Source organism: Enterobacter cloacae complex sp. IR5402 (genome assembly GCF_049238125.1).
GTDB lineage: Bacteria > Pseudomonadota > Gammaproteobacteria > Enterobacterales > Enterobacteriaceae > Enterobacter > Enterobacter hormaechei_C.
On the sequence record NZ_JBMKHO010000003.1, the window covers coordinates 241,484 to 266,990 of the forward strand.

At 59.8% G+C, this 25,507-nt stretch carries 23 protein-coding genes; 12 read left to right on the top strand and 11 right to left on the bottom strand.

Features of this window, described 5'->3' with window-relative positions:
* Window positions 1–244: 244 nt before the first annotated feature.
* The gene (locus tag ACOTXL_RS07425) at window positions 245–1,126 is read right to left on the bottom strand and encodes a LysR family transcriptional regulator (protein ID WP_045350576.1); all 882 of its coding nucleotides are present in this window, start codon (window positions 1,124–1,126) and stop codon (window positions 245–247) included.
* 105 nt (window positions 1,127–1,231) lie between these two features.
* Here ACOTXL_RS07425 and budA point away from each other — a divergent pair, with 105 nt between their 5' ends.
* The 4 genes from budA (at window position 1,232) to ACOTXL_RS07445 (ending at window position 5,106) form a co-directional block, all read left to right on the top strand.
* On the top strand, window positions 1,232–2,011 hold the full coding sequence (gene budA / locus ACOTXL_RS07430) for an acetolactate decarboxylase (RefSeq protein WP_026080550.1): 780 nt from the start codon (window positions 1,232–1,234) through the stop codon (window positions 2,009–2,011).
* Window positions 1,983–3,704: an acetolactate synthase AlsS gene (gene alsS / locus ACOTXL_RS07435; RefSeq protein ID WP_198925019.1), complete on the top strand. Its 1,722-nt coding sequence runs from the start codon at window positions 1,983–1,985 to the stop codon at window positions 3,702–3,704. The genes budA and alsS overlap by 29 nt, the downstream gene beginning before the upstream one ends.
* Before the next feature lie 20 nt (window positions 3,705–3,724).
* Window positions 3,725–4,495 carry a (S)-acetoin forming diacetyl reductase gene (locus ACOTXL_RS07440; protein ID WP_003858846.1) on the top strand — a complete coding sequence of 257 codons (771 nt, stop codon included), beginning with the start codon at window positions 3,725–3,727 and terminating at the stop codon, window positions 4,493–4,495.
* Between the two features lie 137 nt (window positions 4,496–4,632).
* Entirely contained in the window at window positions 4,633–5,106 is a 474-nt protein-coding gene (locus ACOTXL_RS07445; RefSeq protein ID WP_003858845.1) for a cold-shock protein, read from the top strand.
* 69 nt (window positions 5,107–5,175) lie between these two features.
* Here the strand turns inward: ACOTXL_RS07445 and ACOTXL_RS07450 are convergent, their stop codons facing one another.
* The 5 genes from ACOTXL_RS07450 to ACOTXL_RS07470 form a co-directional block, all read right to left on the bottom strand.
* Window positions 5,176–5,880, bottom strand: coding sequence for an ABC transporter ATP-binding protein (locus ACOTXL_RS07450; RefSeq protein WP_022650552.1), 705 nt, complete (start codon window positions 5,878–5,880; stop codon window positions 5,176–5,178).
* Window positions 5,867–6,703 (bottom strand): ABC transporter ATP-binding protein, encoded by an 837-nt coding sequence (locus ACOTXL_RS07455; RefSeq protein ID WP_032608801.1) that lies wholly within the window; start codon window positions 6,701–6,703, stop codon window positions 5,867–5,869. Before ACOTXL_RS07455 ends, ACOTXL_RS07450 begins: the two co-directional genes overlap by 14 nt.
* Window positions 6,696–7,529, bottom strand: a complete 834-nt coding sequence (locus ACOTXL_RS07460; RefSeq protein ID WP_023324282.1) for an ABC transporter permease — start codon at window positions 7,527–7,529, stop codon at window positions 6,696–6,698. The genes ACOTXL_RS07455 and ACOTXL_RS07460 overlap by 8 nt, the downstream gene beginning before the upstream one ends.
* A complete protein-coding gene (locus tag ACOTXL_RS07465) occupies window positions 7,529–8,542 on the bottom strand; it encodes an ABC transporter permease (protein WP_022650553.1) in 1,014 nt (337 codons plus the stop codon). Before ACOTXL_RS07465 ends, ACOTXL_RS07460 begins: the two co-directional genes overlap by 1 nt.
* Window positions 8,543–8,613: 71 nt before the next feature.
* Complete coding sequence (locus ACOTXL_RS07470; RefSeq protein ID WP_045350574.1) at window positions 8,614–10,182, bottom strand: ABC transporter substrate-binding protein; 1,569 nt, start codon at window positions 10,180–10,182, stop codon at window positions 8,614–8,616.
* Window positions 10,183–10,382: 200 nt separating this feature from the next.
* Here ACOTXL_RS07470 and ACOTXL_RS07475 point away from each other — a divergent pair, with 200 nt between their 5' ends.
* On the top strand, window positions 10,383–11,081 hold the full coding sequence (locus ACOTXL_RS07475; protein WP_003858833.1) for a GNAT family N-acetyltransferase: 699 nt from the start codon (window positions 10,383–10,385) through the stop codon (window positions 11,079–11,081).
* A gap of 102 nt (window positions 11,082–11,183) precedes the next feature.
* On the opposite strand, the gene betA is transcribed toward ACOTXL_RS07475, so the two are convergent.
* From betA to betI, 3 genes are read right to left on the bottom strand one after another with little or no spacing between them, the layout of a single operon-like run.
* Window positions 11,184–12,848 (bottom strand): choline dehydrogenase, encoded by a 1,665-nt coding sequence (gene betA, locus ACOTXL_RS07480; protein ID WP_045350573.1) that lies wholly within the window; start codon window positions 12,846–12,848, stop codon window positions 11,184–11,186.
* Between the two features lie 13 nt (window positions 12,849–12,861).
* Window positions 12,862–14,334, bottom strand: a complete 1,473-nt coding sequence (betB, locus tag ACOTXL_RS07485) for a betaine-aldehyde dehydrogenase (protein ID WP_045350572.1) — start codon at window positions 14,332–14,334, stop codon at window positions 12,862–12,864.
* Between the two features lie 13 nt (window positions 14,335–14,347).
* On the bottom strand, window positions 14,348–14,935 hold the full coding sequence (betI, locus tag ACOTXL_RS07490; protein ID WP_003858827.1) for a transcriptional regulator BetI: 588 nt from the start codon (window positions 14,933–14,935) through the stop codon (window positions 14,348–14,350).
* Between the two features lie 128 nt (window positions 14,936–15,063).
* Here betI and betT point away from each other — a divergent pair, with 128 nt between their 5' ends.
* The 6 genes from betT (at window position 15,064) to ACOTXL_RS07520 (ending at window position 21,133) form a co-directional block, all read left to right on the top strand.
* Window positions 15,064–17,097 (top strand): choline BCCT transporter BetT, encoded by a 2,034-nt coding sequence (gene betT, locus ACOTXL_RS07495; protein WP_045350571.1) that lies wholly within the window; start codon window positions 15,064–15,066, stop codon window positions 17,095–17,097.
* A gap of 138 nt (window positions 17,098–17,235) precedes the next feature.
* Entirely contained in the window at window positions 17,236–17,520 is a 285-nt protein-coding gene (gene nadS / locus ACOTXL_RS07500; RefSeq protein WP_032652913.1) for a NadS family protein, read from the top strand.
* A gap of 211 nt (window positions 17,521–17,731) precedes the next feature.
* Window positions 17,732–18,643: an iron/manganese ABC transporter substrate-binding protein SitA gene (gene sitA / locus ACOTXL_RS07505; RefSeq protein WP_003858820.1), complete on the top strand. Its 912-nt coding sequence runs from the start codon at window positions 17,732–17,734 to the stop codon at window positions 18,641–18,643.
* A 2-nt stretch (window positions 18,644–18,645) separates the two neighbouring features.
* On the top strand, window positions 18,646–19,452 hold the full coding sequence (gene sitB, locus ACOTXL_RS07510) for an iron/manganese ABC transporter ATP-binding protein SitB (RefSeq protein WP_045350570.1): 807 nt from the start codon (window positions 18,646–18,648) through the stop codon (window positions 19,450–19,452).
* Window positions 19,449–20,297: an iron/manganese ABC transporter permease subunit SitC gene (gene sitC, locus ACOTXL_RS07515; RefSeq protein ID WP_022647369.1), complete on the top strand. Its 849-nt coding sequence runs from the start codon at window positions 19,449–19,451 to the stop codon at window positions 20,295–20,297. The genes sitB and sitC overlap by 4 nt, the downstream gene beginning before the upstream one ends.
* On the top strand, window positions 20,294–21,133 hold the full coding sequence (locus ACOTXL_RS07520; RefSeq protein ID WP_045335851.1) for a metal ABC transporter permease: 840 nt from the start codon (window positions 20,294–20,296) through the stop codon (window positions 21,131–21,133). The genes sitC and ACOTXL_RS07520 overlap by 4 nt, the downstream gene beginning before the upstream one ends.
* On the opposite strand, the gene entD is transcribed toward ACOTXL_RS07520, so the two are convergent.
* Together entD and ACOTXL_RS07530 are read right to left on the bottom strand one after the other, a co-directional pair.
* Window positions 21,069–21,758: an enterobactin synthase subunit EntD gene (entD, locus tag ACOTXL_RS07525; RefSeq protein ID WP_045350569.1), complete on the bottom strand. Its 690-nt coding sequence runs from the start codon at window positions 21,756–21,758 to the stop codon at window positions 21,069–21,071. The genes ACOTXL_RS07520 and entD overlap by 65 nt on opposite strands.
* Window positions 21,759–21,920: 162 nt before the next feature.
* Entirely contained in the window at window positions 21,921–24,161 is a 2,241-nt protein-coding gene (locus ACOTXL_RS07530) for a TonB-dependent siderophore receptor (RefSeq protein ID WP_045335846.1), read from the bottom strand.
* Between the two features lie 146 nt (window positions 24,162–24,307).
* Here ACOTXL_RS07530 and fes point away from each other — a divergent pair, with 146 nt between their 5' ends.
* Window positions 24,308–25,507: an enterochelin esterase gene (gene fes / locus ACOTXL_RS07535; RefSeq protein ID WP_045350568.1), complete on the top strand. Its 1,200-nt coding sequence runs from the start codon at window positions 24,308–24,310 to the stop codon at window positions 25,505–25,507.

Consider the following 25,507-nt stretch of genomic DNA (forward strand, 5'->3'; position numbering starts at 1 on the left):
TTCCTACGCCCGGTTACGGATGTGCCGCAACGCAGGCACTTTACGACCGCGGAGAAGGGATGAAAAGGGATGCCCCTGAATTACATAAGGTTGCTTAAAAGTTTGCGAGGCGGCTTCCAAAGGGCATTGCCGGGTGGCGGCTGCGCCTTACCCGGCCTACAAAACCGCCAACAAGCCAACCAACCCGCGACACGAACCGTAGGCCCGCGCAAGCGCAGCGCCGCCGGGCACAGCCACACCGTAGCTACCCCTCGCTCATCATCGCCAGAAACCGCTTCACCGTCCGCGAACGCTCAAATCGCCGCCAGCAGAGTGCGATATCGGTATAAAGCTCTGGCGAGCGCAGCGCATGGTAGGTGACATTCGGCGGCGAAATAGCGGCCATGGATTTCGGCACCAGCGCGAACCCGCCGCCCGCGGAGACCATGCTCAGGGAAGAGGAAAGTTGTGAAGATTGCAGCGTGTGTTGCATATCGATCCCGGCCCGCTCGCAGCTGCCGTAAACGCGGTCATACAGCCCCGGCGCGACCTCCTGGGGAAACAGCACCACCGGCCTATCCCGCAGCTCCTCCAGCGCCAGATCGCCACACGCTGCCAGGGGATGATCGCGATGCAGCGCCACCACCATCGGCTCCCGGTCGAGGATTTTTAGCTCGAACACCTTACTGCTCTCGCACGGCAGGCGCACAAAGGCGATATCCAGCTCACCCTCCGCCAGCATCGTCGTCAGCGACGACATATTGGCTTCCACCTGGTGAACCTGCACCGCCATGTTCTGCACCTGAAACTGGCGAATCAGGGCGAAGATTTTGGGATGAAAAGCATCTGAACTGGTGATGCCAATCGACAGGCTGCCGTTCAGCCCGCGCGCGATGCCCCGGGCTTTCTCCAGCGCGGCGTCGCTCAGCGCCAGGATCTTACAGGCGTCCTCATAGAAGGCTTCTCCCGCCTCGGTCAGCTCCACGCCCCGCGTCAGGCGCCTGAACAGCGGCGTGCCCACTTCCTCTTCGAGCCGTTTGATCTGCTGACTCAGAGGAGGCTGTGAAATACCCAGCGCTTTGGCCGCCCTGGTGAAGTGTCGCTCGCGTGCTACCGCGACAAAATAGCGCAGATAACGAAGTTCCATATCAAAAACGTCTCAAACCAGCATGGATTCTATATTGGAACTCTCTGCTGAATCGGGTCAACATTTATTTAACCTTTATAAATAAAGTTGAAGAGGACGGGCATGATGATGCATTCATCTGCATGCGACTGTGAGGCGAGCTTATGCGAGACCCTGCGCGGATTCTCGGCTCAGCATCCTGACAGCGTGATCTATCAGACATCGCTAATGAGCGCCCTGCTAAGCGGCGTCTACGAAGGGGAGACCACCATCGCCGACCTGCTGGCGCACGGCGATTTTGGTCTCGGTACCTTTAACGAGCTGGACGGTGAAATGATTGCCTTCAGCAGCCAGGTGTACCAGCTGCGCGCCGACGGCAGCGCCCGCGCCGCGAAGCCGGAGCAAAAAACGCCGTTCGCGGTGATGACCTGGTTCCAGCCGCAGTACCGCAAAGCCTTCGACGGGCCGGTCAGCCGTCAGCAGATCCACGACGTGATCGACCAGCAAATCCCCTCCGATAACCTGTTCTGCGCGCTGCGCATCGACGGCAATTTCCGCCACGCGCACACCCGCACCGTACCGCGCCAGACGCCACCGTACCGGGCGATGACCGACGTGCTGGATGACCAGCCGGTGTTCCGCTTTAACCAGCGCGAGGGCGTGCTGGTCGGGTTCCGCACCCCGCAGCATATGCAGGGGATAAACGTGGCGGGCTATCACGAGCACTTTATCACCGACGACCGTCAGGGCGGGGGCCACCTGCTCGACTATCAGCTGGAGAACGGCGTGCTCACCTTCGGCGAAATCCACAAGCTGATGATTGACCTGCCCGCCGACAGCGCGTTTTTACAGGCCAATCTGCACCCCAGCAACCTTGATGCGGCTATCCGCGCCGTCGAAAACTAACAGGAGAACTACCGTGAACAGTGAGAAACAGTCACGTCAGTGGGCGCACGGCGCCGATATGGTTGTCGGCCAGCTGGAAGCGCAGGGTGTGAAGCAGGTGTTCGGCATACCGGGCGCAAAAATCGACAAGGTCTTTGACTCCCTGCTGGACTCCTCCATCGAGATTATCCCGGTGCGTCACGAGGCGAACGCGGCGTTTATGGCGGCAGCGGTAGGGCGGCTAACCGGCAAGGCCGGGGTCGCGCTGGTCACATCCGGGCCGGGCTGCTCCAACCTGATCACCGGCATCGCCACCGCCAACAGCGAAGGTGACCCGGTGGTCGCGCTGGGCGGGGCGGTGAAGCGGGCAGATAAAGCGAAGCTGGTGCACCAGAGCATGGATACCGTCGCCATGTTCAGCCCGGTGACCAAATACGCCGTGGAGGTCAATTCGCCTGACGCGATTGCCGAGGTGGTGTCGAACGCGTTTCGCGCTGCCGAGCAGGGCAGGCCGGGCGGGGCGTTTGTCAGCCTGCCGCAGGATATTGTCGACCAGCCCACCACGGGGGCGATTTTACCCGCCAGCACCGCGGCGCTGATGGGCCCGGCGCCGGAGTCAGCCATCAACGAGGTGGCGAAGCTTATCGCGAAGGCCAAAAACCCGGTCATCTTACTCGGCCTGATGGCCAGCCAGCCCGCCAACAGCGCCGCGCTGCATAAGCTGCTGGAGAGAAGCCGTATTCCGGTCACCAGCACCTATCAGGCCGCCGGGGCGGTGAATCAGGAACACTTCACCCGCTTCGCCGGACGCGTCGGTCTGTTTAACAACCAGGCGGGCGATCGGCTGCTGCATCTGGCAGATCTGATCATCTGTATCGGTTACAGCCCGGTGGAATACGAGCCGTCCATGTGGAACAGCGGCGACGCCACCCTGGTGCACATTGACGTGCTGCCCGCCTATGAGGAGCGCAAATATGTTCCCGATCTGGAACTGGTCGGGGATATTGCCGCCACGCTGAATCTGCTTGCCAGCCGAATCGAGCACAAACTTGAACTCAGCCAGCGCGCCTCGGAAATTCTTGTCGATCGCCAGCATCAGCGGGACCTCCTCGACCGTCGCGGCGCATCGCTTAACCAGTTTGCCCTGCATCCGCTGCGCATCGTGCGCGCCATGCAGGACATCGTGAACAACGACGTGACGCTCACCGTCGACATGGGCAGCTTCCACATCTGGATCGCCCGCTACCTCTACAGCTTCCGGGCGCGTCAGGTGATGATCTCCAACGGCCAGCAGACCATGGGCGTGGCGCTGCCGTGGGCGATTGGCGCGTGGCTGGTCAACCCGGGGCGCAAGGTGGTCTCGGTCTCCGGGGACGGCGGCTTTTTGCAGTCGAGCATGGAGCTGGAAACTGCCGTGCGCCTCAACGCCAACGTGCTGCACATCATCTGGGTGGATAACGCCTACAACATGGTTGCCATTCAGGAAGAGAAAAAATATCAGCGTCTTTCCGGCGTGGAGTTCGGCCCGGTCGATTTCAAAGCCTATGCCGACGCGTTCGGCGCAAAAGGTTTTGCCGTCGAGAGTGCCGACGCGCTCGAACCGACGCTGCGTGCCGCAATGGATGTCGATGGCCCGGCCGTGGTGGCCATTCCCGTCGACTACAGCGATAACCCGCTGCTGATGGGCCAGCTCCATCTCAGCCAGATTTTGTGAATCAATATAAGGACAGAGAAATGCAAAAAGTGGCTCTCGTAACCGGCTCCGGCCAGGGGATTGGCAAAGCGATTGCGCTTCGCCTGGTGAAGGATGGTTTTGCCGTTGCTATTGCGGATTATAACGAAGAGACGGCGAAAGCGGTCGCGGATGAGATCACCCGCAACGGCGGGAAGGCCGTCGCCGTGAAGGTGGACGTCTCTGACCGCGAGCAGGTGTTCGCGGCGGTGGAAAAAGCCCGCACCGCGCTGGGCGGTTTTAACGTCATCGTCAATAACGCCGGGGTGGCGCCGTCCACGCCCATCGAATCCATCACGCCGGAGATTGTCGACAAGGTCTACAACATCAACGTGAAAGGGGTGATCTGGGGCATTCAGGCCGCAATTGACGCCTTCCGCAAAGAGGGGCACGGCGGCAAAATCATCAACGCCTGCTCCCAGGCGGGCCATACCGGCAACCCGGAACTGGCGGTCTACAGCTCCAGCAAGTTCGCGGTGCGTGGCTTAACCCAGACCGCCGCGCGGGATCTCGCGCCGCTGGGGATCACCGTTAACGCCTATTGCCCGGGCATCGTCAAAACGCCGATGTGGGCGGAAATCGACCGTCAAGTCTCCGAGGCGGCGGGTAAACCGCTTGGCTACGGGACGGAAACCTTTGCCAAACGCATTACGCTTGGCCGTTTGTCCGAGCCGGAAGACGTGGCCGCCTGCGTCTCTTACCTCGCCGGGCCGGATTCCGACTACATGACCGGTCAGTCGCTGCTGATTGATGGTGGGATGGTGTTCAACTAAATACACAATACTAAAAAGCTCTGACATGAACTTTCCCCTGCTCCCGTGCAGGGGCTTTTTTTTGTCTCGTCAGCCATTGTGCATTACACTGCGCGCTGCAAAACTTTAGTCTTGAGATCTGACAGGCGGTAACAGCGATGAACGGTACAATCACAACGTGGTTTAAAGATAAAGGCTTTGGATTTATCAAAGATGAAAACGGCGACAATCGCTACTTTCATGTGATTAAGGTCGCCAACCCTGATCTGATTAAGAAAGATGCGGCGGTGACCTTCGAGCCAACCACCAACAGCAAAGGCCTTTCCGCGTATGCGGTGAAGGTGATCCCCGAAAGTAAGCACCTCTATATTGCAGGCGAGCGCGTGAAGCTCACCTCAATTAAATCCTTCGTGGTGTTCAGCGAGGAAGAGCCCGTTGATACTAAAATCGACAAAGAGAACGCGGTGCTGTCGGTGGGGCTGCTGATGAACAGCATCAAACCAAAATCCGAGAAAAAGCCGGGCGAAATGCGCACGGTGAAGAAGCTGGCGATCACTACCTTCCAGAACACGACGCTGATCTTCACTGAAGATGAGATCGACATCGACGCCACGGTGAAGCTGCTGAAGTAACGTTTTGCCGGGTGGCGGTTACGCCTTACCCGGCCTACAAAATGCGTGCGGCACTCGCCGCCGCACGGTTTACCCCATCCTGTGCTCGCCCCGCAACATTGCTTCACGGTCAAATACCCGCTGGATCTCCCCGTGCGCCATAAATGCCGCCCGGTCGGACATATGCGCAATCACGTCCGCATCGTGGCTCACCAGCAGGTAGGTCATGCCGTGCTGCGCCTTCAGGCGGTTGAGCAGGTTCAGGATCTCCGCCTGTACCGACATATCCAGCGCCGAGGTCGGTTCATCCAGCAGCAGAAGCTGCGGGCGCAGCAGCAGCGCGCGGGCAATGGCCACGCGCTGACGCTGTCCGCCGGAAAGCTGATGCGGGTAACGCCTGCCCGCATCGGCAGCCAGACCTACCTGTTGCAGCGCATCCGCCACTTTTTCGGCAACCTGGCTTTCGCCGTGGATGTTTAACGGCTCCGACAGGGTGCGGGCAATGGTGTGGTTCGGGTGCAAAGACGCCCACGGATCCTGGAACACCATCTGCACGTTGCGGCGAAGCGCGCCTTCAAAACGTCGTCCTGGCCGTAAATTTTCCCCGAGGACGGAAATGTGGCCATTCCACTCGCGCAGCAGCCCCGCCAGCACGCGCAGAAGAGTCGATTTGCCGCAGCCGGATTCACCGATCAGGCTGAAGGTTTCACCTTTTTCGATGGCAAAACTGGCGGCGGAAACCGCCGTTTTTTCACCAAAACTCACCCGGAGCTGGTTAACCTCAACGAGTGCCATTGTCGTCCTCCTTCCACGGTTGCGAACGGTCGAGCGTCGGCAGCATCTTGCCAAACGTCCCGGCGTTCGGGCGGCAGGTCCAGAGCGTGCGCGTGTAGGGATGGGTTGCCTGCGGCAACTGGCTCGCCGCCATTTCATCAACGTTCTCACCCTGATACATTACCAGCACGCGGTCGCAGTGCTCCGCCACCAGCGGCAGATCGTGGCTGATGAGCAGCATCGCCATCTGGCGTTCTTCGCACTGCTGCACCAGCAGCTCGAGGATCTGGTTGCGCAGGCGGGCGTCCAGCGCGGAGGTCGGTTCGTCGGCAATCAGCACCTGCGGGTTGTTGATCAGCGCCATCGCAATCATCACCCGCTGGCCCATGCCTCCGGAAAGTTCGCCGGGATAGCGCTGGAGCACGTGCTCGTTCAGCCCCACGGCGCGGATGATATCGTGAATGCGCGCCAGTCGTTCGGCGCGGGGCAGGCGCTGATGGAGGGTCAGCGCCTCATCAAGCTGGGCGGAGACGGTTTTCACCGGGTTTAGCGCGTAGCGCGGGTCCTGTAGAACCATCGCTATGCCGTTGCCGCGCAGCGCCTGCCAGCGGCGGCTGTTCAGGGTCAGCAGGTCGTTGCCAAGCACGTTAAGCCGCTTAGCGCTCACGATGCCGGGCTTGCGCACCAGCCCCATCAGGGCGCGGGCAGACATGGACTTGCCGGAGCCGGATTCTCCTACCAGCGCCAGCCGCTCTTTGCCCAACGTAAAGCTCAGGTTGTTGACCACGCGCGCGGCGGGGTAGTCGATATTCAGCGCATCGACGATGACGCGGTGTTCAGTCATGCTGTGGCTCCAGTACGTCGCGCAGGCCATCGCCCAGCAGGTTAAAGGCCAGGCTGGCAAACAGAATCGCCCCGCCTGGAATGGCGGCAATCCACCACTGGTCAAAAATGACCTGCATGCCGTCGGCAATCATCGCGCCCCATTCCGCCATCGGTGGACGCGCGCCCAGACCAAGGAAGCCCAGCCCGGCAGCGGCCAGAATAATCCCGGCCAGATCCAGCGCCAGTCGCACAATCGCGGAGGGCAGGCACAGGGGCAGAATATGGCCGACCAGCAGGCGCGGGCCGCGAATGCCCATCATCTCCGCGGCGGCCAGATAATCGCTGTGGCGCAGACGCTGGATTTCACTGCGCGCCTGGCGCGCATAGGCAGGCCAGGTCGTTAAGGCCAGCGCCAGCGCGCCGTTGACCAGCCCCGGGCCGAGCATCGCCACAAACGCGAAGGCGAGGATCAGGCGCGGCATCGACATCACCACGTCGGAAAAGCGCATCAGGATGCGCTCCATCCAGCCGCCGTAGTAGCCTGACAAAATCCCCACCAGCAGACCGGCGGGGAGGGTAATAACGGTGACTAAGGCCACCAGCCCCAGTGCCGGACGGGTGCCGTAGATTAATCGGGAGAGCAGATCCCGCCCATAGCTGTCAGTACCCAGCCAGTGCTGCGCGTTGGGCGGTTGCAGACGCGCGGCGGCGTCCTGCCAGTTGGGATCCTGCGGCGCAAGCCACGGCGCGAACAGAGCAATAAGCACCAGCAGCGCGATGGCGATCAGCCCGCAAAACGCGGCAGGGGAGCGGCGCAGGCGGCGTAAGAAGAGATAAAACGGCATTAGCGCACCCTGGGATCGGTCGCCCGCACAAGCAGGTCGGTAAGGTTATTGATCAGAACAAAGCAGACGCCAATCAGCAGCGTGCCGCCCATCACGGCGGTGGTGTCACCGGCGAACAGGGCCGTGGTGAGGTAGCGCCCGATGCCCGGCCACGAGAAGACGGTTTCGGTTAATACCGCGCCCTCCAGCATGCTGGTGTAGGCCAGCGCAATCACCGTCAGCAGCGTGCTGCGAATGTTCGGCAGCACGTGACGCAGCAGGATGGTCATCTCTCCGGCGCCCTTGGCGCGGGCGAGCAATATGTACTCTTTGTTCATCTCGCTCAGACAGGCGGAGCGCGTCAGGCGGGTGATACTTGCCAGCGAGTAGTAGGCCAGCAGCAGCACCGGCAGCACCAGGTGGCTGATGGCGTTGCGGAACGCCTCGCGGTCGCCGGAAAGCCAGGTATCTACCAGCGCAAATCCGGTTCGTGGCTCGACGGTGAATTGCCAGATGTCGTCCAGCCTGCCGGGGCCAGCGCTCCACTGTAGTTTCGCGTAGAACAGAGCCAGCATCAGCAGGCCGAGCCAGAATATCGGCACCGAATTGCCGAGCAGGGTGAGCGTTCTGATCGCTAAGTCCAGTGGCGAACCGGCGTAGCGGGCGCACAGCACACCCGCAATTACGCCGAGTACTGTGCCGATAATTAGCGCCAGCGTTGCCAGTTCCAGCGTGGCGGGAAAGGCGTGCAGCAGGTCCTGCAATACCGGCTGACCGGTAGCGCTGGCGGTGCCTAAATCCCCGTGAGCGAGGTTTTGCAGGTAGTGCCAGAACTGCACCGGCAGGGGCCGATCCAGCCCAAGCTGCTGGCGAACCTGATCGTAAGTGGACTGGCTGGCGTGATCGCCGACGATCTGCAATACGCGATCGACCGGGGAAAAGGCAGAGAGCGCAAACGTGACCAGCAGTAGCCCGAACAGCGTGAGCAGGAGAGTCAGCAGACCCTGAAGCACGCGGGTGGAAAGATGTGGCATGGGAAAATCGTTATCCTGAAAATATGCACGAACGACCCCCTCTCCCACGGGAGAGGGAGAGGGGGGAAAAGCTACTTCATAACGCGATCGTACCAGACCATATCCGCGTTCAGCCCCTGCTGATACCCCTTCACGTTATCGCGCACCACGATCTGAGTTTTGCCCTGGTCAACGAACACGTACGGCGAGTTATGCTGTAACTGTTCCTGCATCTTCTTATACAGATCCAGACGTTTCGCCGGATCCGGCTCGGCAACCGCCGCCAGCGTGGCCTTGTTCAGCTCCGGGATTTTCCAGCCGTTCAGACCGGCCACGGTGCTGGACTTCCCGTCGTTCCACGCGAAGGCGCTGGCGTTGGAGTGCGCATCGAAGTAATCCGGGATCCACAGACGAATCGCCGCCTGATGCTGCTTAGCGCGCACGCGGGCGTACACCTGGCTACCCGCAGCGGGCAGCAGATCCACCTTCACGCCACCCTGAGCAAAGCTCGCCTGCATGGATTGCGCGATGGTGATGAACGGTGGTTTATTCTCCACGTCCAGCGTGAAATGCGCGTCTTTGATGCCCGCCTTGGCGAGGATCGCTTTTGCTTTTGCCGGGTCAAACGTGAACGGATTGTCCTCCAGCGCGCCCGGCAGGCCGACCGGCAGGAAGCTCTGATGAACAAAATACTGGCCTTTCAGCAGGTCTTTGGTGATGCCTTCATAATCCACCAGCCAGCGCGAGGCTTCCCAGAACGCTGGATTATTCAGCAGCGGGTTAGCGCTGTTGCCGGTGTTAAACACCAGATAGTTTTGCTCGGCAGAAGGGATGCTAAGCACCTTCACGCCCGGCTTGCCGCTGAGGGCGCTTATCTGGTCTGCACCCAGATCGCGCGCCACGTCCGCATCACCCTGCTGGATCAGCAGGCGGCGGGAAGCGGGATCGGGGACGTTTTTAATGATGATGCTTTTAAGCTTCGGCGCGCCGCCGGGCGCGGATTCGTTGGCTTCCAGCACGATGGCCTGATGCGGCTGGTAAACGCGCATTTTGAACGCGCCGCTGCCCGCAGAGTGCATTTTTAACCACGCGTTGCCGAAGTCGTCATCCTTCACGTTCGCCGCAACCTGTTTTTCATCGACGATGGAGGCAATCGGCGTGGAGAGAATATTCAGCGCCACCGACGGGCTAACGTCGGCCGTCCAGTGAAGCGTGAGGGTATGGTCGTCCACTTTCTTTAGCTGGCTGGCGATGTTGCTGGCGTCCCAGCCCAGTACGTTGAGGATAAACGCCGGGGATTTGTTCAGCGTCACGGCGCGGGTATAAGAGAAGATCACGTCTTCCGGGCGCAGCGGGTTGCCGGAGGAGAATTTCGCATCGGGTTTAAGCTTGATGGTCAGGGTTTTTGCTGCCGCGTCCGCGTCCCAGCTTTCTGCCAGAACCGGCGTGATTTTTTCCGGATTATCGCGGTCCGGCTGTACCAGACGCTGGTACAGGCTTGGCACGGTCTGGATGCTGGAAAGCTCGTTGGCTTCGGCCGGGTCAAGGCTCACGATATCATCCAGACCCTGGGCGACAACCAGCGTGTTGGGCGGGGTAGCGGCGTGAGCAGCGCTTGAGAGCGCAGCCAGCACCAGTAACGGCAGCAGTTTTTTAGTCATAGCGATCCCTGAAGAAAATATATTGTGATTGTTTTATGCACCGTTACGGTAGGCTGGCTGAGGATTTCCTCAAAGTCGAAATTCTGCTTTGCTTATGCCATCCGGGAATAACGCATTCGGTCTGGTTATGAGTCACCTCTCTTTTCGTTCGCTTTTTAACCTGCTATAACAAACTCCTTACCTTTCAGGGAGTCACCGCCGTGCCCGAAATCAATCAACATGGTCAAACCGTTAACGATATTGTCCCGGACTGGAAATGCGCCCGCGCGTTAACCCGTACTCTGCTCACCGGCCAGTATTGCCGCCTGGAGCCGCTGGATGCTGACCGCCATTCGGCTGATTTGTTTGAAGCCTATGCGCTGGGTGACGACAGCGACTGGACGTGGCTTGCCAGCACCCAGCCTGTGAGCGTTGAGGCCACTGCGCACTGGGTGCTGGGAAAGGTGCTGGATGACGACCTGGTGCCCTTTGCCGTTATCGATCTGCGCACCGAAAAGGCGGTAGGGCTGGTCAGCTATATGGCGATAGAACGCTTCCAGGGCTCGGTTGAGATCGGCCACGTCACCTGGTCGCGCAGAATGAAGGGCACCCGCGTGGGTACCGAAGCGGTGTGGCTGCTGCTGAAAAATGCCTTTGAGCATCAATATCGCCGGCTGGAGTGGAAGTGCGATTCGATGAACATCGCCTCACGCAACGCGGCGGAGCGTCTGGGGTTTGTCTGGGAAGGGCGGCTGCGCCAGAAGCTGGTGCGCAAAGGACGCAACCGCGACAGCGATATGCTTTCGATTATTGACGGCGAATGGCCGGAAAAGGATGCGGCTCTGCGGGCCTGGCTGGCAGCGGAGAATTTTGACGGGGAAGGGCGGCAGGTCAGGCGGTTAGAGGAATTTCGGACGTAAAAGCCTTACCCCTCACCCCAACCCTCTCCCCAAAGGGGAGAGGGTGTTCAAGTTCCCTCTCCCCTTTGGGGAGAGGGTTAGGGTGAGGGGAGAAGTTCGCACTCAGCGGCGAACCGGCGCCCCGTTCGCCACATAATAAGCCGCCGTGCTCTTCGCCAGCGGCTCGCGCCCGCGAATGGCGTCGGCAATCTTTTCGCCAATCATGATGGTGGTGGCGTTCAGGTTGCCGGTGATAATCTGCGGCATAATCGACGCATCCACTACGCGTAACCCTTCCAGCCCGTGAACGCGGCCTTCGCCGTCGACCACCGCCATTTCGTCGTAGCCCATCTTGCAGGTACCGCACGGGTGGAAGGCGGTTTCGGCGTGGTTGCGCACGAACTCGTCCAGCTGTTCGTCGGTCTGGCATTCGACGCCCGGGCTGATTTCACGACCGCGATACTTGTCCAGCGCCGGCTGATGCATGATCTCGCGGGTGATGCGGATCGCGTCGCGGAACTCCTGCCAGTCCTGCTCGTGGGACATGTAGTTGAACAGGATCGCCGGATGCTGGTGCGGATCGCGCGACTTGATGCGCACGTGGCCGCGGCTCGGGGAGCGCATGGAGCCAACGTGGCACTGAAAACCATGCTCTTTCACCGCGTTCGAGCCGTTGTAGTTAATCGCCACCGGCAGGAAGTGATACTGAATGTTCGGCCACTCGAACTCCTCGCGGCTGCGGATAAACCCGCCTGCTTCGAAGTGGTTGCTCGCGCCCACGCCCGTGCCGCCAAACAGCCACTCCGTGCCAATCTTCGGCTGGTTCCACCATTGCAGGGCAGGGTAGAGGGAGACCGGCTCCTTACATTCATACTGAAGATACATCTCCAGGTGATCCTGCAAGTTTTCACCCACTCCGGGTAAATCATGTACCAGCGGGATATCAAACTGCTTCAGCAGTTCAGCGTTGCCCACGCCGGAGCGCTGGAGGATCTGCGGAGACGCGATGGCGCCCGCGCACAACAGTACCTCTTTCTTCGCTGTCGCTTTTGACGGAATGGTGCTTTCGCCTTCCAGCCACTCGACGCCCACCGCGCGCTTGCCGTCAAAGATAATGTGATCGGTCATGGCGTGGGTGCGGATGGTCAGATTCGGGCGCGGTTTGGCCTGATCCAGATAGCCGCGCGCGGTGCTGGCGCGTCGGCCCTGCGGCGTGACCGTGCGATCCATCGGGCCAAAGCCTTCCTGTTGATAGCCGTTGAGATCGTCGGTGCGCGGGTAGCCCGCCTGCACGCCTGCCTCCACCATCGCTTCAAACAGGGGGTTCACACCCGGCTTAGAGGTGGTGACGCTCACCGGACCGTCGCCGCCGTGGTAGTCGTTCGGCCCCACGTCGCGGGTCTCTGCCTTGCGGTAGTAGGGCAGGCAGTTGAGATAGCTCCAGTGCTCCAGGCCCGGTTCTTTCGCCCAGTGGTCCAGATCCATTGCATTGCCGCGCACGTAGCACATGCCGTTGATCAGCGACGAGCCGCCCAGCCCTTTACCCCGTCCGCACTCCATGCGGCGGTTGTTCATGAAAGGCTCTGGCTCGGTTTCATACGCCCAGTTGTAGCGCTTGCCCTGCAGCGGGAAGGCCAGCGCGGCAGGCATCTGGGTGCGGAAGTCAAAGCGGTAGTCCGGCCCGCCCGCTTCAAGCAGCAGGACGGTGGTGTTTGGATCTTCAGTCAGTCGTGTTGCCAGTACGTTGCCGGCAGAGCCGGCCCCGATAATGATGTAGTCAAATTGCAAATAAACCTCCCGGTTAAAATATGGACTGGAATTTACCCATCTCAACCTGGATGGACTTCACCTGGGTGTAACTCTGAAGCGTCATGACGCCGTTCTCACGGCCAATGCCGGAGTGTTTGTAGCCGCCCACCGGCATCTCTGCGGCGGATTCGCCCCAGGTGTTGATCCAGCAGATGCCCGCTTCGAGCTGATGAATGGCGCCGTGGGCGCGGTTCAGGTCGGTCGTGACGATGCCTGCCGCCAGCCCGTAGTCGGTGTCGTTGGCGCGGCGAATCGCTTCCTCAATGGACTCATAGGTGAGGATGGACATCACCGGGCCGAAGATCTCTTCGCGCACGATGGTCATCTCGTCGGTGCAGTCGGTGAACACGGTTGGGGCGACCCACGCGCCGTTATCAAAGCCGTCACCCTTCAGCACGTCACCGCCGCACAGCACGCGCGCGCCTTCCTCTTTGCCTTTGGTGATGTAGCGCAACACGCTGTCCCGGTGCGGGAAGCTAACCATCGGGCCAAAGTTGGTGCTTTCATCGAACAAATCGCCCGCGCGGATGCAGCCCACGCGCTCAACGATTTTTTGCTCAAACGCGGCTTTGAACTTCGCGGGCACGAACACGCGGGTGCCGTTGGTGCACACCTGGCCGGAGCTGAAGAAATTGGCCATCATGGCGATATCTGCCGCGAGATCCAGATCCGCATCGTCAAACACTATCAGCGGGGATTTACCGCCCAGCTCCATCGTCACCTCTTTCAGGGACGAGGCCGCCGAGTTGGCCATCACCTTTTTGCCGCTGGCGACGCCGCCGGTAAAGGAGACTTTCGCGATGCCCGGATGCTCGGTCAGGTACTGGCCGGTCTCCGCGCCTACGCCCGGCAGGACGTTAAACACGCCGTCCGGCAGGCCCGCTTCGGTGTAGATCTCCGCCAGTTTCAGGGCGGTAAGCGGCGTCACTTCGCTCGGCTTGAAGATCATTGCGTTGCCCGCCGCCAGCGCCGGCGCGGATTTCCACAGGGCGATCTGGATCGGGTAGTTCCACGCGCCGATGCCCGCCACCACGCCCAGCGGCTCGCGGCGCGTGTAGACGAATGAGGTGTCGCGCAGCGGGATCTGGCTGCCTTCCAGCGCCGGGATCAGCCCCGCGTAGTACTCCAGCACGTCCGCGCCGGTGACGATGTCGACGGTCGAGGTTTCGGAATACGCTTTACCGGTGTCGAGGGTTTCCAGCGTTGCCAGCTCGTCGTTACGCTCGCGCAGGATATCGACGGCGCGACGCAGGATGCGCGAGCGCTCCATGGCGGTCATCGCCGCCCAGATTTTTTGCCCGCGCTTTGCGCTTTCGACGGCGCGGTCCACGTCTTCGCGCCCGGCGGCCTGCACGGTCGCCAGAACTTCACCGTTCGCCGGGTTGATGGTCTCGAAGGTGCGACCGCTGGTGGCGGATGTATAACCACCATTGATATAAAGCTGCTGTTCTGCCATTCGGGACATAAATTCTCCTCGGTTAGTCGGTCGGTAAATGCTGGCTGATAAAGTGGCTGGTAAGCGACTGGGCCAGGGTTTTATCCAGCGGTTTGCCGCTGAGCGCAGCGCGCAGCCACAGCCCGTCAATCAGTGCGGCGAGCCCGTAGCCCGCCTCTTCAGCCTGTTCACGCGGCAGCTCGCGGCGGAACTCGTACACCAGGTTTGAGAGCAACCGACGGCTGCTGACCTGCTGCAAACGGTAGAGCATCGGCTGATGCATGCTGCTGGCCCAGAAGGCCAGCCAGGCCTTCATCGCCGCGCCGCTAACCTGAGTTTCATCAAAATTGCCGCCGACAATCGCCTGCAAGCGCTGCTCTGCACTGCCGTCCGGCAGGGCGCGTAAACGGCTTAATACCGCGTCGCGCAGCTGACCGGTGATGTCGCGCATGGTCGCTTCCAGCAGACCGTTTTTATCTTTGAAATAGTGGCTGATGATCCCCGTGGATACGCCCGCCCGACGGGCGATCTGCGCGATGGTTGCGTCATGCATTCCCACTTCATTAATTGCTTCCAGCGTGGCATCGATTAGCTGCCTGCGCCGGATCGGCTGCATCCCCACTTTGGGCATTTTTGCCACTCCATTCATCAGCGTTGGTAATCTATTAAAGCGGTTTTTGATTGGACGTTCAATATAAAATGTGTCTTAATTGTTGCGATTTTGGATTTCAATAGTTACAAAAACAGTGGGGATACTGGATGACAGACCTTTCACAAGACAGAGAAAAAGACAAAATCAACCCGGTCGTTTTTTATACGTCCGCCGGGCTGATTTTGTTGTTTTCCCTGACGACCATCTTCTTTCGTGATTTTTCTGCCGAGTGGATTGGGCGCACTCTGGACTGGGTGTCAAAGACCTTCGGCTGGTACTATCTGCTGGCCGCGACGCTTTACATCGTGTTCGTGGTCTGCATTGCCTGCTCGCGCTTCGGTTCGGTAAAGCTCGGGCCAGAGCAGTCTAAGCCCGAGTTCAGCCTGCTGAGCTGGGCCGCAATGCTGTTTGCCGCAGGCATCGGCATCGACCTGATGTTCTTCTCCGTGGCGGAACCGGTCACGCAATATATGCAGCCGCCGGAAGGGGCAGGGCAGACGATGGAGGCCGCGCGCCAGGCGATGGTCTGGACGCTGTTCCACTACGGCCTGACGGGCTGGTCGATGTACGCCCTGATGGGCATGGCGCTCGGATACTTTAGCTATCGTTATAATTTGCCCCTTACCATCCGCTCCGCGCTGTACCCGATTTTCGGCAAAAAGATCAACGGTCCGATTGGCCACAGCGTCGACATTGCGGCGGTGATCGGCACCATCTTCGGCATCGCCACCACGCTCGGAATTGGCGTGGTGCAGCTCAACTACGGGCTGAGCGTGCTGTTTGACATCCCGGATTCGATGGCGGCGAAGGCGGCGCTGATTGCGCTGTCGGTGATTATCGCCACCATCTCGGTGACCTCCGGCGTGGATAAAGGGATTCGCGTGCTCTCCGAACTGAACGTCGCGCTGGCGCTGGGGCTGATCCTGTTCGTGCTGTTTATGGGCGACACCTCGTTCCTGCTCAATGCTTTGGTACTGAACGTGGGTGATTACGTGAACCGCTTTATGGGCATGACGCTGAACAGCTTCGCCTTTGACCGTCCGACAGAGTGGATGAACAACTGGACGCTGTTCTTCTGGGCGTGGTGGGTGGCGTGGTCGCCGTTTGTCGGCCTGTTCCTGGCGCGTATTTCGCGTGGGCGCACCATCCGTCAGTTCGTGATGGGCTCGCTGATCATCCCGTTCACCTTTACCCTGCTGTGGCTGTCGATTTTCGGCAACAGCGCGCTGCACGAGATCATCCACGGCAATGCGACTTTTGCCCAGGAAGCGATGGCGCACCCGGAGCGCGGCTTCTACAGCCTGCTGGCGCAGTACCCGGCGTTCAACTTTAGCGCGTCCGTAGCGACCATCACCGGCCTGCTGTTCTATGTCACCTCGGCGGACTCCGGCGCGCTGGTGCTGGGGAACTTCACCTCGAAGCTCAAGGACATTAACAGCGACGCGCCGAACTGGCTGCGCATCTTCTGGTCCGTCGCCATCGGCCTGCTGACGCTCGGCATGCTGATGACCAACGGTATCTCGGCGTTGCAGAACACGACGGTGATCATGGGCCTGCCGTTCAGCTTCGTGATCTTCTTCGTGATGGCCGGGCTGTATAAATCGCTTAAGGTGGAAGACTACCGCCGCGTCAGCGCCAGCCGCGACACCGCCCCGCGTCCGCTGGGCGCGCAGGACAGGCTGAGCTGGAAAAAACGCCTCTCGCGCCTGATGAATTACCCCGGTACGCGCTACACCAAACAGATGATGGAGACGGTCTGTTTCCCGGCGATGGAAGAGGTGGCCCAGGAGCTGAAGCTGCGTGGCGCCTACGTGGAGCTGAAAAACCTGCCCCCGGAAGAGGGCGAAAATCTGGGGCACCTGGATCTGCTGGTGCACATGGGCGACGAGCAGAACTTTGTCTATCAGATCTGGCCGCAGCAGTATTCGGTGCCCGGGTTCACCTACCGCGCGCGCAGCGGGAAGTCGACCTACTACCGGCTGGAGACCTTCCTGCTGGAAGGCAGCCAGGGGAATGATTTGATGGATTACAGCAAGGAGCAGGTGATCACGGACATTCTGGACCAGTATGAACGGCACCTGAACTTTATCCATCTGCACAGGGAAGCGCCGGGGAATAGCGTGATGTTCCCGGATGCCTAAAGTTTGATCTGAATAAAGTGCGTGAAAGTTAAGGGGCCAGATTGTTATGAATCTGGCCCTGTACTTTTCGAATAGTGCTTATTATATCTTTTACTAGAGGTGTACTATGTACGCCTTTATGTTGTTCCGAGGTATAAAATGAGCATCTTTGATGAACTTAAAACTTCGCTTGAAGAGGCGGTTGAGATCCACAGCGGAAGGAAAGCAGCTTCCAGAATAACCCGCTATGAAGTTGCAGATGTTCGCGCAATCAGAGAACAGCTCAATATTACCCAATGCGAAATGGCGAAGGCGCTTGGCACGAGCGTTGACACTATAAAAAGCTGGGAGTCCAAACGTCGCAACCCAACCGGGCTGGCGGCGAAGGTACTTAATGTGATTCGGGAGAATCCTGCATTTTATAAGGCACTTGCCGGGCAGTGAGTCGCCCTTATGCCGGGTGGCGCTGCGCTTACCCGGCCAACAAAACTCCAAAACTGCTTTACCGTAGGCCTGATAAGCGAAGCGCCATCAGGCTCTCCCTCCGTTGACACAACTTTGATGATAATTATTTTCATTTAAATATAGCCTGTGCTATACCTTATAGCACAGGCTAATTTTGCTTTGATTTTAATCACCTCAGGAGACTTCTGCGATGCATCCACGGCAAGGATTGAAGCGTCTGTTACTCGGCGCGCTGCTCATGACCGCGACCACCACGGGCGCGCTGGCGGCTGAAAAGTTCCAGGTCATCACCACTTTTACCGTTATCGCTGATATGGCGAAAAACGTGGCGGGGGATGCCGCAGAGGTCACCTCCATCACCAAACCGGGCGCGGAAATTCACGAATACCAGCCCACCCCGGGCGATATCAAACGCGCGCAGAAGGCACAGCTGATCCTGGCGAACGGCATGAATCTGGAGCTGTGGTTCCAGCGCTTTTATCAGCATCTGAACGGTGTGCCGGAGGTGATTGTCACCAAAGGCATCACCCCGATGGGCATCAGCGAAGGGCCCTATAACGGCAAGCCCAATCCGCACGCGTGGATGTCGCCGGACAACGCCCTGATTTACGTCGATAACATCCGCGACGCGCTGGTGAAGTACGATCCGGCCAACGCACAGACGTATCAGCGCAACGCTGATGCTTACAAGCAGAAGATCACCGCCACTCTCGAACCGCTGCGCAAGCAGGTCGCGGAGATACCGGAAGACAAACGCTGGATGGTGACCAGCGAAGGGGCTTTTTCCTATCTGGCGCGGGATTTGGGCCTGAAGGAGCTTTACCTGTGGCCGATCAACGCCGATCAGCAGGGCACGCCCCAGCAGGTGCGCAAGGTTATCGATCTGGTGAAAAAACATCACATTCCGGCGGTGTTCAGCGAAAGCACGGTCTCCGATAAGCCCGCCCGTCAGGTGGCGCGTGAAACCGGCGCCCACTATGGCGGCGTGCTGTACGTCGACTCTCTGAGCGCGGAAAACGGCCCGGTGCCAACCTATATCGATCTGCTGAACGTCACCACCCGCACGCTGGTGCAGGGCATCCGCGACGGGATGAAGGAGTAATCATGCAGAAAGGTATTGTTGTAACCGACGTGACCGTGACCTACCGCAACGGCCACACGGCGCTGCGCGACGCGTCGTTCAGCGTGCCGGGCGGATCGATTGCTGCCCTGGTGGGGGTGAACGGTTCCGGCAAGTCCACGCTGTTTAAGGCGGTGATGGGGTTTGTGCGGGCGGCGAGCGGCACTATCTCCATTCTGGGGCTGCCGCCTCACCGGGCGCTGCGTCAGAACCTGGTCGCCTACGTGCCGCAGTCGGAAGAGGTCGACTGGTCGTTTCCGGTGCTCGTCGAGGACGTGGTGATGATGGGCCGCTACGGGCATATGGGGTTTCTGCGTCGTCCCAAAGAATGCGATAAGCAGATCGTCACCGACGCCCTGAAGCGTGTGGATATGCTCGAGCTGCGTCATCGGCAGATTGCCGAGCTGTCCGGCGGGCAGAAGAAGCGCGTGTTTCTGGCCCGTGCGATTGCCCAGCAGGGCGAGGTGATCCTGCTCGACGAGCCGTTTACCGGCGTGGACGTCAAAACCGAAGCCAGGATCATCAGCCTGCTGCGGGAGCTGCGTGACGAGGGTAAAACGATGCTGGTCTCGACCCACAATCTGGGCTCGGTCACGGAATTCTGCGATTACACGGTGATGGTCAAAGGCACCGTGCTGGCGAGCGGCCCGACGGATATCACCTTTACCGCCGAGAATCTTGAGCGCGCCTTCAGCGGCGTGCTGCGCCACGTGGTGCTCAGCGGCTCGGAAGATCGCATCATAACCGACGACGAGCGCCCCTTCGTGACGCACCGACAGGAGGCCAAATGAACGCGCTTCTCGAACCCTTCGGCTACGAGTACATGCTCAACGCGATGTGGGTCTCGGCGATGGTGGGCGGGCTGTGCGCGTTTCTCTCCTGCTATTTGATGCTTAAAGGCTGGTCGCTGATCGGCGATGCGCTGTCGCACTCCATCGTGCCGGGCGTAGCGGGCGCTTACATGCTCGGGCTGCCGTTCTCGCTGGGGGCGTTTTTATCGGGCGGGCTGGCGGCGGGCAGCATGCTGTTTCTCAACCAGCGCAGCCGCCTGAAGGAGGACGCCATTATCGGGCTGATCTTCTCCTCCTTTTTCGGGCTGGGGCTGTTTATGGTCTCGCTCAACCCGACCTCGGTGAACATTCAGACCATCGTCCTCGGCAATATTCTGGCTATCGCCCCGGAAGATATCGTCCAGCTGGCGATTATCGGCGTGGTGTCGATAGTTATCCTGCTGTTCAAATGGAAAGATCTGATGGTGACCTTTTTTGATGAGAACCACGCCCGCGCCATCGGCCTGCGTCCTGAACGCCTGAAAATTCTCTTCTTCACGCTGCTGGCGGTCTCTACCGTGGCGGCGCTGCAAACCGTCGGCGCGTTTCTGGTGATCTGTCTGGTAGTCACGCCCGGCGCGACCGCGTGGCTGCTGACCGACCGCTTCCCGCGCCTGCTGATGATTGCCGTCGCCATTGGCAGCATCACCAGCTTCCTCGGCGCGTGGGCCAGCTATTACCTGGACGGCGCCACCGGCGGCATTATCGTGGTCGCCCAGACGCTGCTGTTTCTGCTGGCGTTCGTCTTTGCGCCGAAGCACGGACTGCTTGCCAGCCGTCGTCGGGCGCGGGAGGCACACCCATGATGACGCTGCTCCTCGAACCCTTCCAGTTTGCGTTTATGAACAACGCGCTGCTGATTTCACTCCTGGTGGCCGTGCCCTGCGCGCTGCTGTCGGTTTTTCTGGTGCTGAAAGGCTGGGCGTTGATGGGCGACGCCATGAGCCACGCGGTGTTTCCCGGCGTCGTGCTGGCCTGGATGATGGGCCTGCCGCTGGCGCTGGGCGCGTTCGTGGCCGGTCTGTTCTGCGCGGTCGCCACCGGATACCTGAAGGATAACAGCCGCATCAAACAGGATACGGTCATGGGGATCGTCTTTTCCGGCATGTTCGGCGCCGGGCTGATCCTCTATATCGCTGTCAAACCTGAGGTGCATCTCGACCACATTCTGTTCGGCGATATGCTGGGTATTAACGGGATGGACATTCTGCAAAGCGGTCTCGTCGCGGGGATGATTGCGCTGGTGATTGGCCTGAAGTGGCGCGATTTTCTGCTGTTCTGCTTTGACTATCAGCAGGCGCAGGCGAGTGGCCTGCGCACCCGCTGGCTGCACTACGGCTTACTGTGCATGGTTTCGCTGACCATCGTCGCGACGCTGAAAGCGGTGGGGATCATTCTGTCGATTTCCCTGCTAATTGCGCCCGGCGCCGTGGCGGTGTTGATTACCCGACGCTTTCACATGGCGCTGCTGGTGGCGGTCGCCGTTTCAGCGCTGGTGTCGGTAAGCGGCGTTTATGCCTCGTTTTATCTCGACAGCGCGCCTGCGCCGACCATTGTGATCCTGTTCGCGATGGTGTTTATCGTGACGTTTGTGGTGACCAGCGTGAAGGCTCGTCGCCAGGAGCGTGTGACAGCAGGGTGATGACCTGTTCGCCGTGCTGCTGCCAGTGCAGGCGGAAGGCGGTGCCTTCTTGAAAGTCTGCTAGTTGACAGGTCAATGCCAGCGTAAGCGTCTTATCGTCGAGCATGGTAACGCGGGCGCAGTCAAAACCCATCCAGGCCTGTACCTGCGGAAAGAGGGCCTTAAACAGGCTCTCTTTGGCGCTGAAGACCAGCGTCAGGGCGAGGGCGAACGGGTATCCCAGGCGGGAAAGCACAGGTTCTTCCTGTGTATCAATGATGCCGTCTTTGATTTCCCTGGCTTCGTTTTCGGAGAGGATCGTTTCACAATCGATGCCGATAAGCACCGGGTATTGCGTGACGACGGCTATCGCCTGCGTGCCGCTGTGGGTGATGCTGCCGGAAATATCTTGCGGCCAGAGCGGTTCCCCGCTGGGGCCGATGGCGGGCATGGTGTAGTCAGGTAAGGCGTGCGCGGCGGCGATGCGGCCTGCGAGGTGGTCGGCCTTGCGTTTGCGTCCGGCGTTAGCCAACTGGGCGTGGTGGGGGAGCCAGAGGAGATCGGCGTCCGTAAAGGTGGTGGGGTCGAAGGTGATGCGGTGGAGGGTGTGGCCAGCGAGAGAAAATGTGCTGTGGGTGGTGTGCATGGTTTTCCCTTCAGTATTGTGCGGCCTGATGCCCTCACCCCAGCCCTCTCCCAAAGGGAGAGGGAGCAAACACTAAAAACGGCAACGGGGTTGCCGTTTTGCTTTTACCTCGCCCTCACCCCGGCCCTCTCCCACAGGGAGAGGGGGAAGTCACTGCCTATATCAGAACCTCGTATTTACGCTCATGTACCAGGTGCGACCCGGTTCATTATACGTATACGCACCCGCGCCGTACATATACGCACCCGTCGTGGTATTACCCGTGGTCTGGGCGTTACCCGCGCGCCACTGGCGCTTGTCGAAGACGTTGTCCACGCCGCCGGTCAGGCTGACGTTTTTGGTCACGTCCCAGGTCGCGCTCAGGCCAACGATGCTGTAGGGGCTGACTTCGTCTTTCTCAGACCCGGTCACCGGCTGACCTTTGTAGTTGTACTTCTTCGGCTGCTGCTTGCCGTACCAGGTGAAGGTCGACTGCAATGAGACATCCTGACGTACCTGCCAGCTCAAGGTAGAGTTCAGCGTATACTCCGGGATGATCGACAGACGATCGCCGGTCTCCTTGTTCTTACTTTGCAGCATGTAGGTGATGTTGTTGGTCCAGTTGATGGTGTCGCTGACCGGCACGTTCAGAGAGCCTTCCAGACCTTCCACTACCGCCTTCGGCACGTTTTCCCACTGGTAGATGTCGGTGGTGACTTTGCCGGTGGACGTCTGGCCAATCGGCGCGTAGCCTGCTTCAATCTTGTTGCGATAGTCGTTACGGAACCAGGTCACGCCAGCCAGCCAGCCGTCGCGTTTCCACTCCAGGCCAATCTCTTTGTTGATACTGGTTTCCGCTTTCAGATCGTCGTTACCCATCATGTAGCAGCCCACGCCGTCGGAGCTGGCGTAGCAGCCCTGGCCTTTACTGTACAGCAGGTAGTTCGGGTTGGTCTGATACAGGCTTGGCGCTTTATAGGCGCGCGCGATGCCCATCTTCAGGGTGAAGTCATCCCCCAGACCTTGCGACAGGTTCAGGGACGGGCTCCAGTTATTACCCACAATAGTATGGTGGTCGAAGCGCAGGGCAGGGGTCAGCATGGTGCTGTCGGTCAGCTCCATGTTGTTTTCGGCAAACAGGGAGAAGATCTCCGCTGACGTGTACGGGCTACGATCTTCGCTCATGCCCGGGATGGTGCCCCCCTGCTGGGTTTGTGTAAAGGAGGTTGAGTCCTTCATGCGCTGCTGGTTCCACTCGGTGCCGAGCGTCAGGTTCTGGTTCACAATGAAATCAAATGGCAGGTTGATTTCGCTGTGCAGCATCACGTCGGCCAGATCGGTATCGGTGAATTTATTGCTGTTGAACAGGCCTTCCAGACCGCCTGCCAGCCCTTCACCCAGACGAGAGTTGCGGGTGTGCTCGTACTGCGCCCAGTTGCTGGTGGTGATGCCGTTATCCCAGCCGCCGTTCCAGGTCACGGCGAAGTTCTGACGATAGATACGGTTAGTCTCTTTACCGTAGTTCTTCTTCACCAGCGCGTTGTCGTTGTTGGTGTTCTGCGTGTCGCCCGCATACAGGTTGTTCTGGCGGCTGTAGCCCGCTTCAAACTCCAGCGACTGCATCGGCGCGAAGTCCCAGCGCACCACGCCGTTGATGTCTTTATTTTCCACACCTTCACGGCCTGCGGGCAGGGTGTTGGCGTAAGCGCCCGTGCGGTCAGACTGGTGACCCTGGTTGATATCCCACGCGTCGGCCTGGGTTTTATCCAGGTTACCGTACATGCGGAAGCTGAAATCCCCGCCCAGCGGGCCGCTCAGGCTGAAGTTGGTGCGTTTGGTGGAACCTTCGTCTTTATGCTCTGGCGCGTTCAGGTAGGTGTTCCAGGAGCCGTGCCACTGGTCGTCAAATTTTTTGGTGATGATGTTCACCACGCCGCCCGCCGCACCATTACCGTAGCGGGCAGCAGCCGGGCCACGGATCACTTCGATGCGCTCGATCATCTCCGGCGGGACCCAGCCGGTATCGCCGCGGGTATCACGCTCGCCGCGCCAGCCCAGACGGATGGAGTTGCGGCTGGTGACCGGCTTGCCGTCAATCAGGATCAGGGTGTTTTCCGGGCCCATGCCGCGAATGTCAATCTGACGGTTGTTCCCGCGCTGGCCGCTGGTGGAGTTGCCGGTCAGGTTAACGCCCGGCATGGTGCGGATGATTTCCGCCACGTCGCGCGCTGGCGGGTTTTTGCGGATCTCATCGGCGGTGATGGTCGACACGCCCGGCGCCTGCAAATTCTGCTCGGCGGCAGTGATCACCATGGTGTCTTCGTGCTGCGCGGAGGCGGTGTTGTCGTCTGCCATGGCGGGCAGCGCGACACCATAAATCCCTAAATTGACCAGCAAGGCCAGAGAGTGAATCTTCTTATTCATTGTACGTCCCGCTTTTATGGTTATTTAATGAGCGCGCTTCCCACAGCGCGGGCATTACGCTATTGCAAATGCAAATAGTTATCAATAATATTATCAATAAAATTTGCTCTGAAACAAAAAAGACTGTTAAACATGGGGTTATAAGGGTGACGGTGTTAACAACCGGAAGTGAAGCGTGGTGGCAGGCGAAAAACGGGCCGGAACGGGAACGTCATCAGGAAAACTATCGCGTGACATTCTGGTGGCGGGACCCGGCGGGAACGCAGAAAACCTCGACGGTGAAACGCGTCTGGCTCTACGTCACCGGCGTGACCGATCACCATCAAAATGCCCGTCCGCAATCCCTTGAACGTGTCCCGGATACCGACGTCTGGCAGTGGCAGGGCGAGTTCAGCCCCGAATGGCGCGGCAGCTACTGTTTTATCCCCTCCGATAACGAAAACGATTTTGCCGATGCAGTGTTTGAAGGCGAGCAGCCGGACCGCATGGCGCTGCGCGAAGGCTGGCGTAAACTGTTGCCGCACGCGGTGTCCGACCCGCTGAATCCGCAGAGCTGGCGCGGCGGGCGCGGGCACGCCGTCTCGGCGCTGGAGATGCCGGAGGCGCCCGTACAGCCCGGCTGGAACCATCCCGATACCCCTTACAATAAGCCTGTCTGTATTGATTGGCACAGCGCGCGTCTGAAGAACCGTCGCCGCGTGTGGATTTTTACCACCGGGGATGAAAGCCCCGAGCGCCCGCTGGCGGTGCTCCTTGACGGGCAGTTCTGGGCCGAAAGCATGCCCGTCTGGCCTGCTCTGGCGTCGCTCACCCATGAAGGCAAACTGCCGCCTGCGGTTTATGTCTTAATTGACGTCATTGACACCGCACACCGCAGCCGCGAGCTGCCGTGCAACCCTGATTTCTGGCTGGCAGTGCAGGAAGAACTTCTCCCGCAAGTGAAAAGCATGGCCCCGTTCAGCGACCGCGCCGACCATACCGTGGTGGCGGGTCAGAGCTTCGGCGGACTCTCTTCCCTCTATGCGGGCCTCAACTGGCCGCAGCGTTTTGGCTGCATCCTCAGCCAGTCCGGATCCTACTGGTGGCCGCACCGCGGCGCGCAGCAGGACGGGCTGCTCATCGAACAACTCAAAGCGGGTGAAAAAACCGCTCGCGGGCTGCGCATCGTCCTTGAGGCCGGGCGCAACGAGCCGCTTATTTTGCGCGCAAACCAGGCGATCCTCGCCGAACTACACACTCAGCAACCGGTTTTCTGGCGTCAGGTTGACGGCGGACACGATGCGCTTTGCTGGCGCGGTGGGCTGACGCAGGGGCTGATGACCCTCTGGCAGCCGCTTATTCAATAA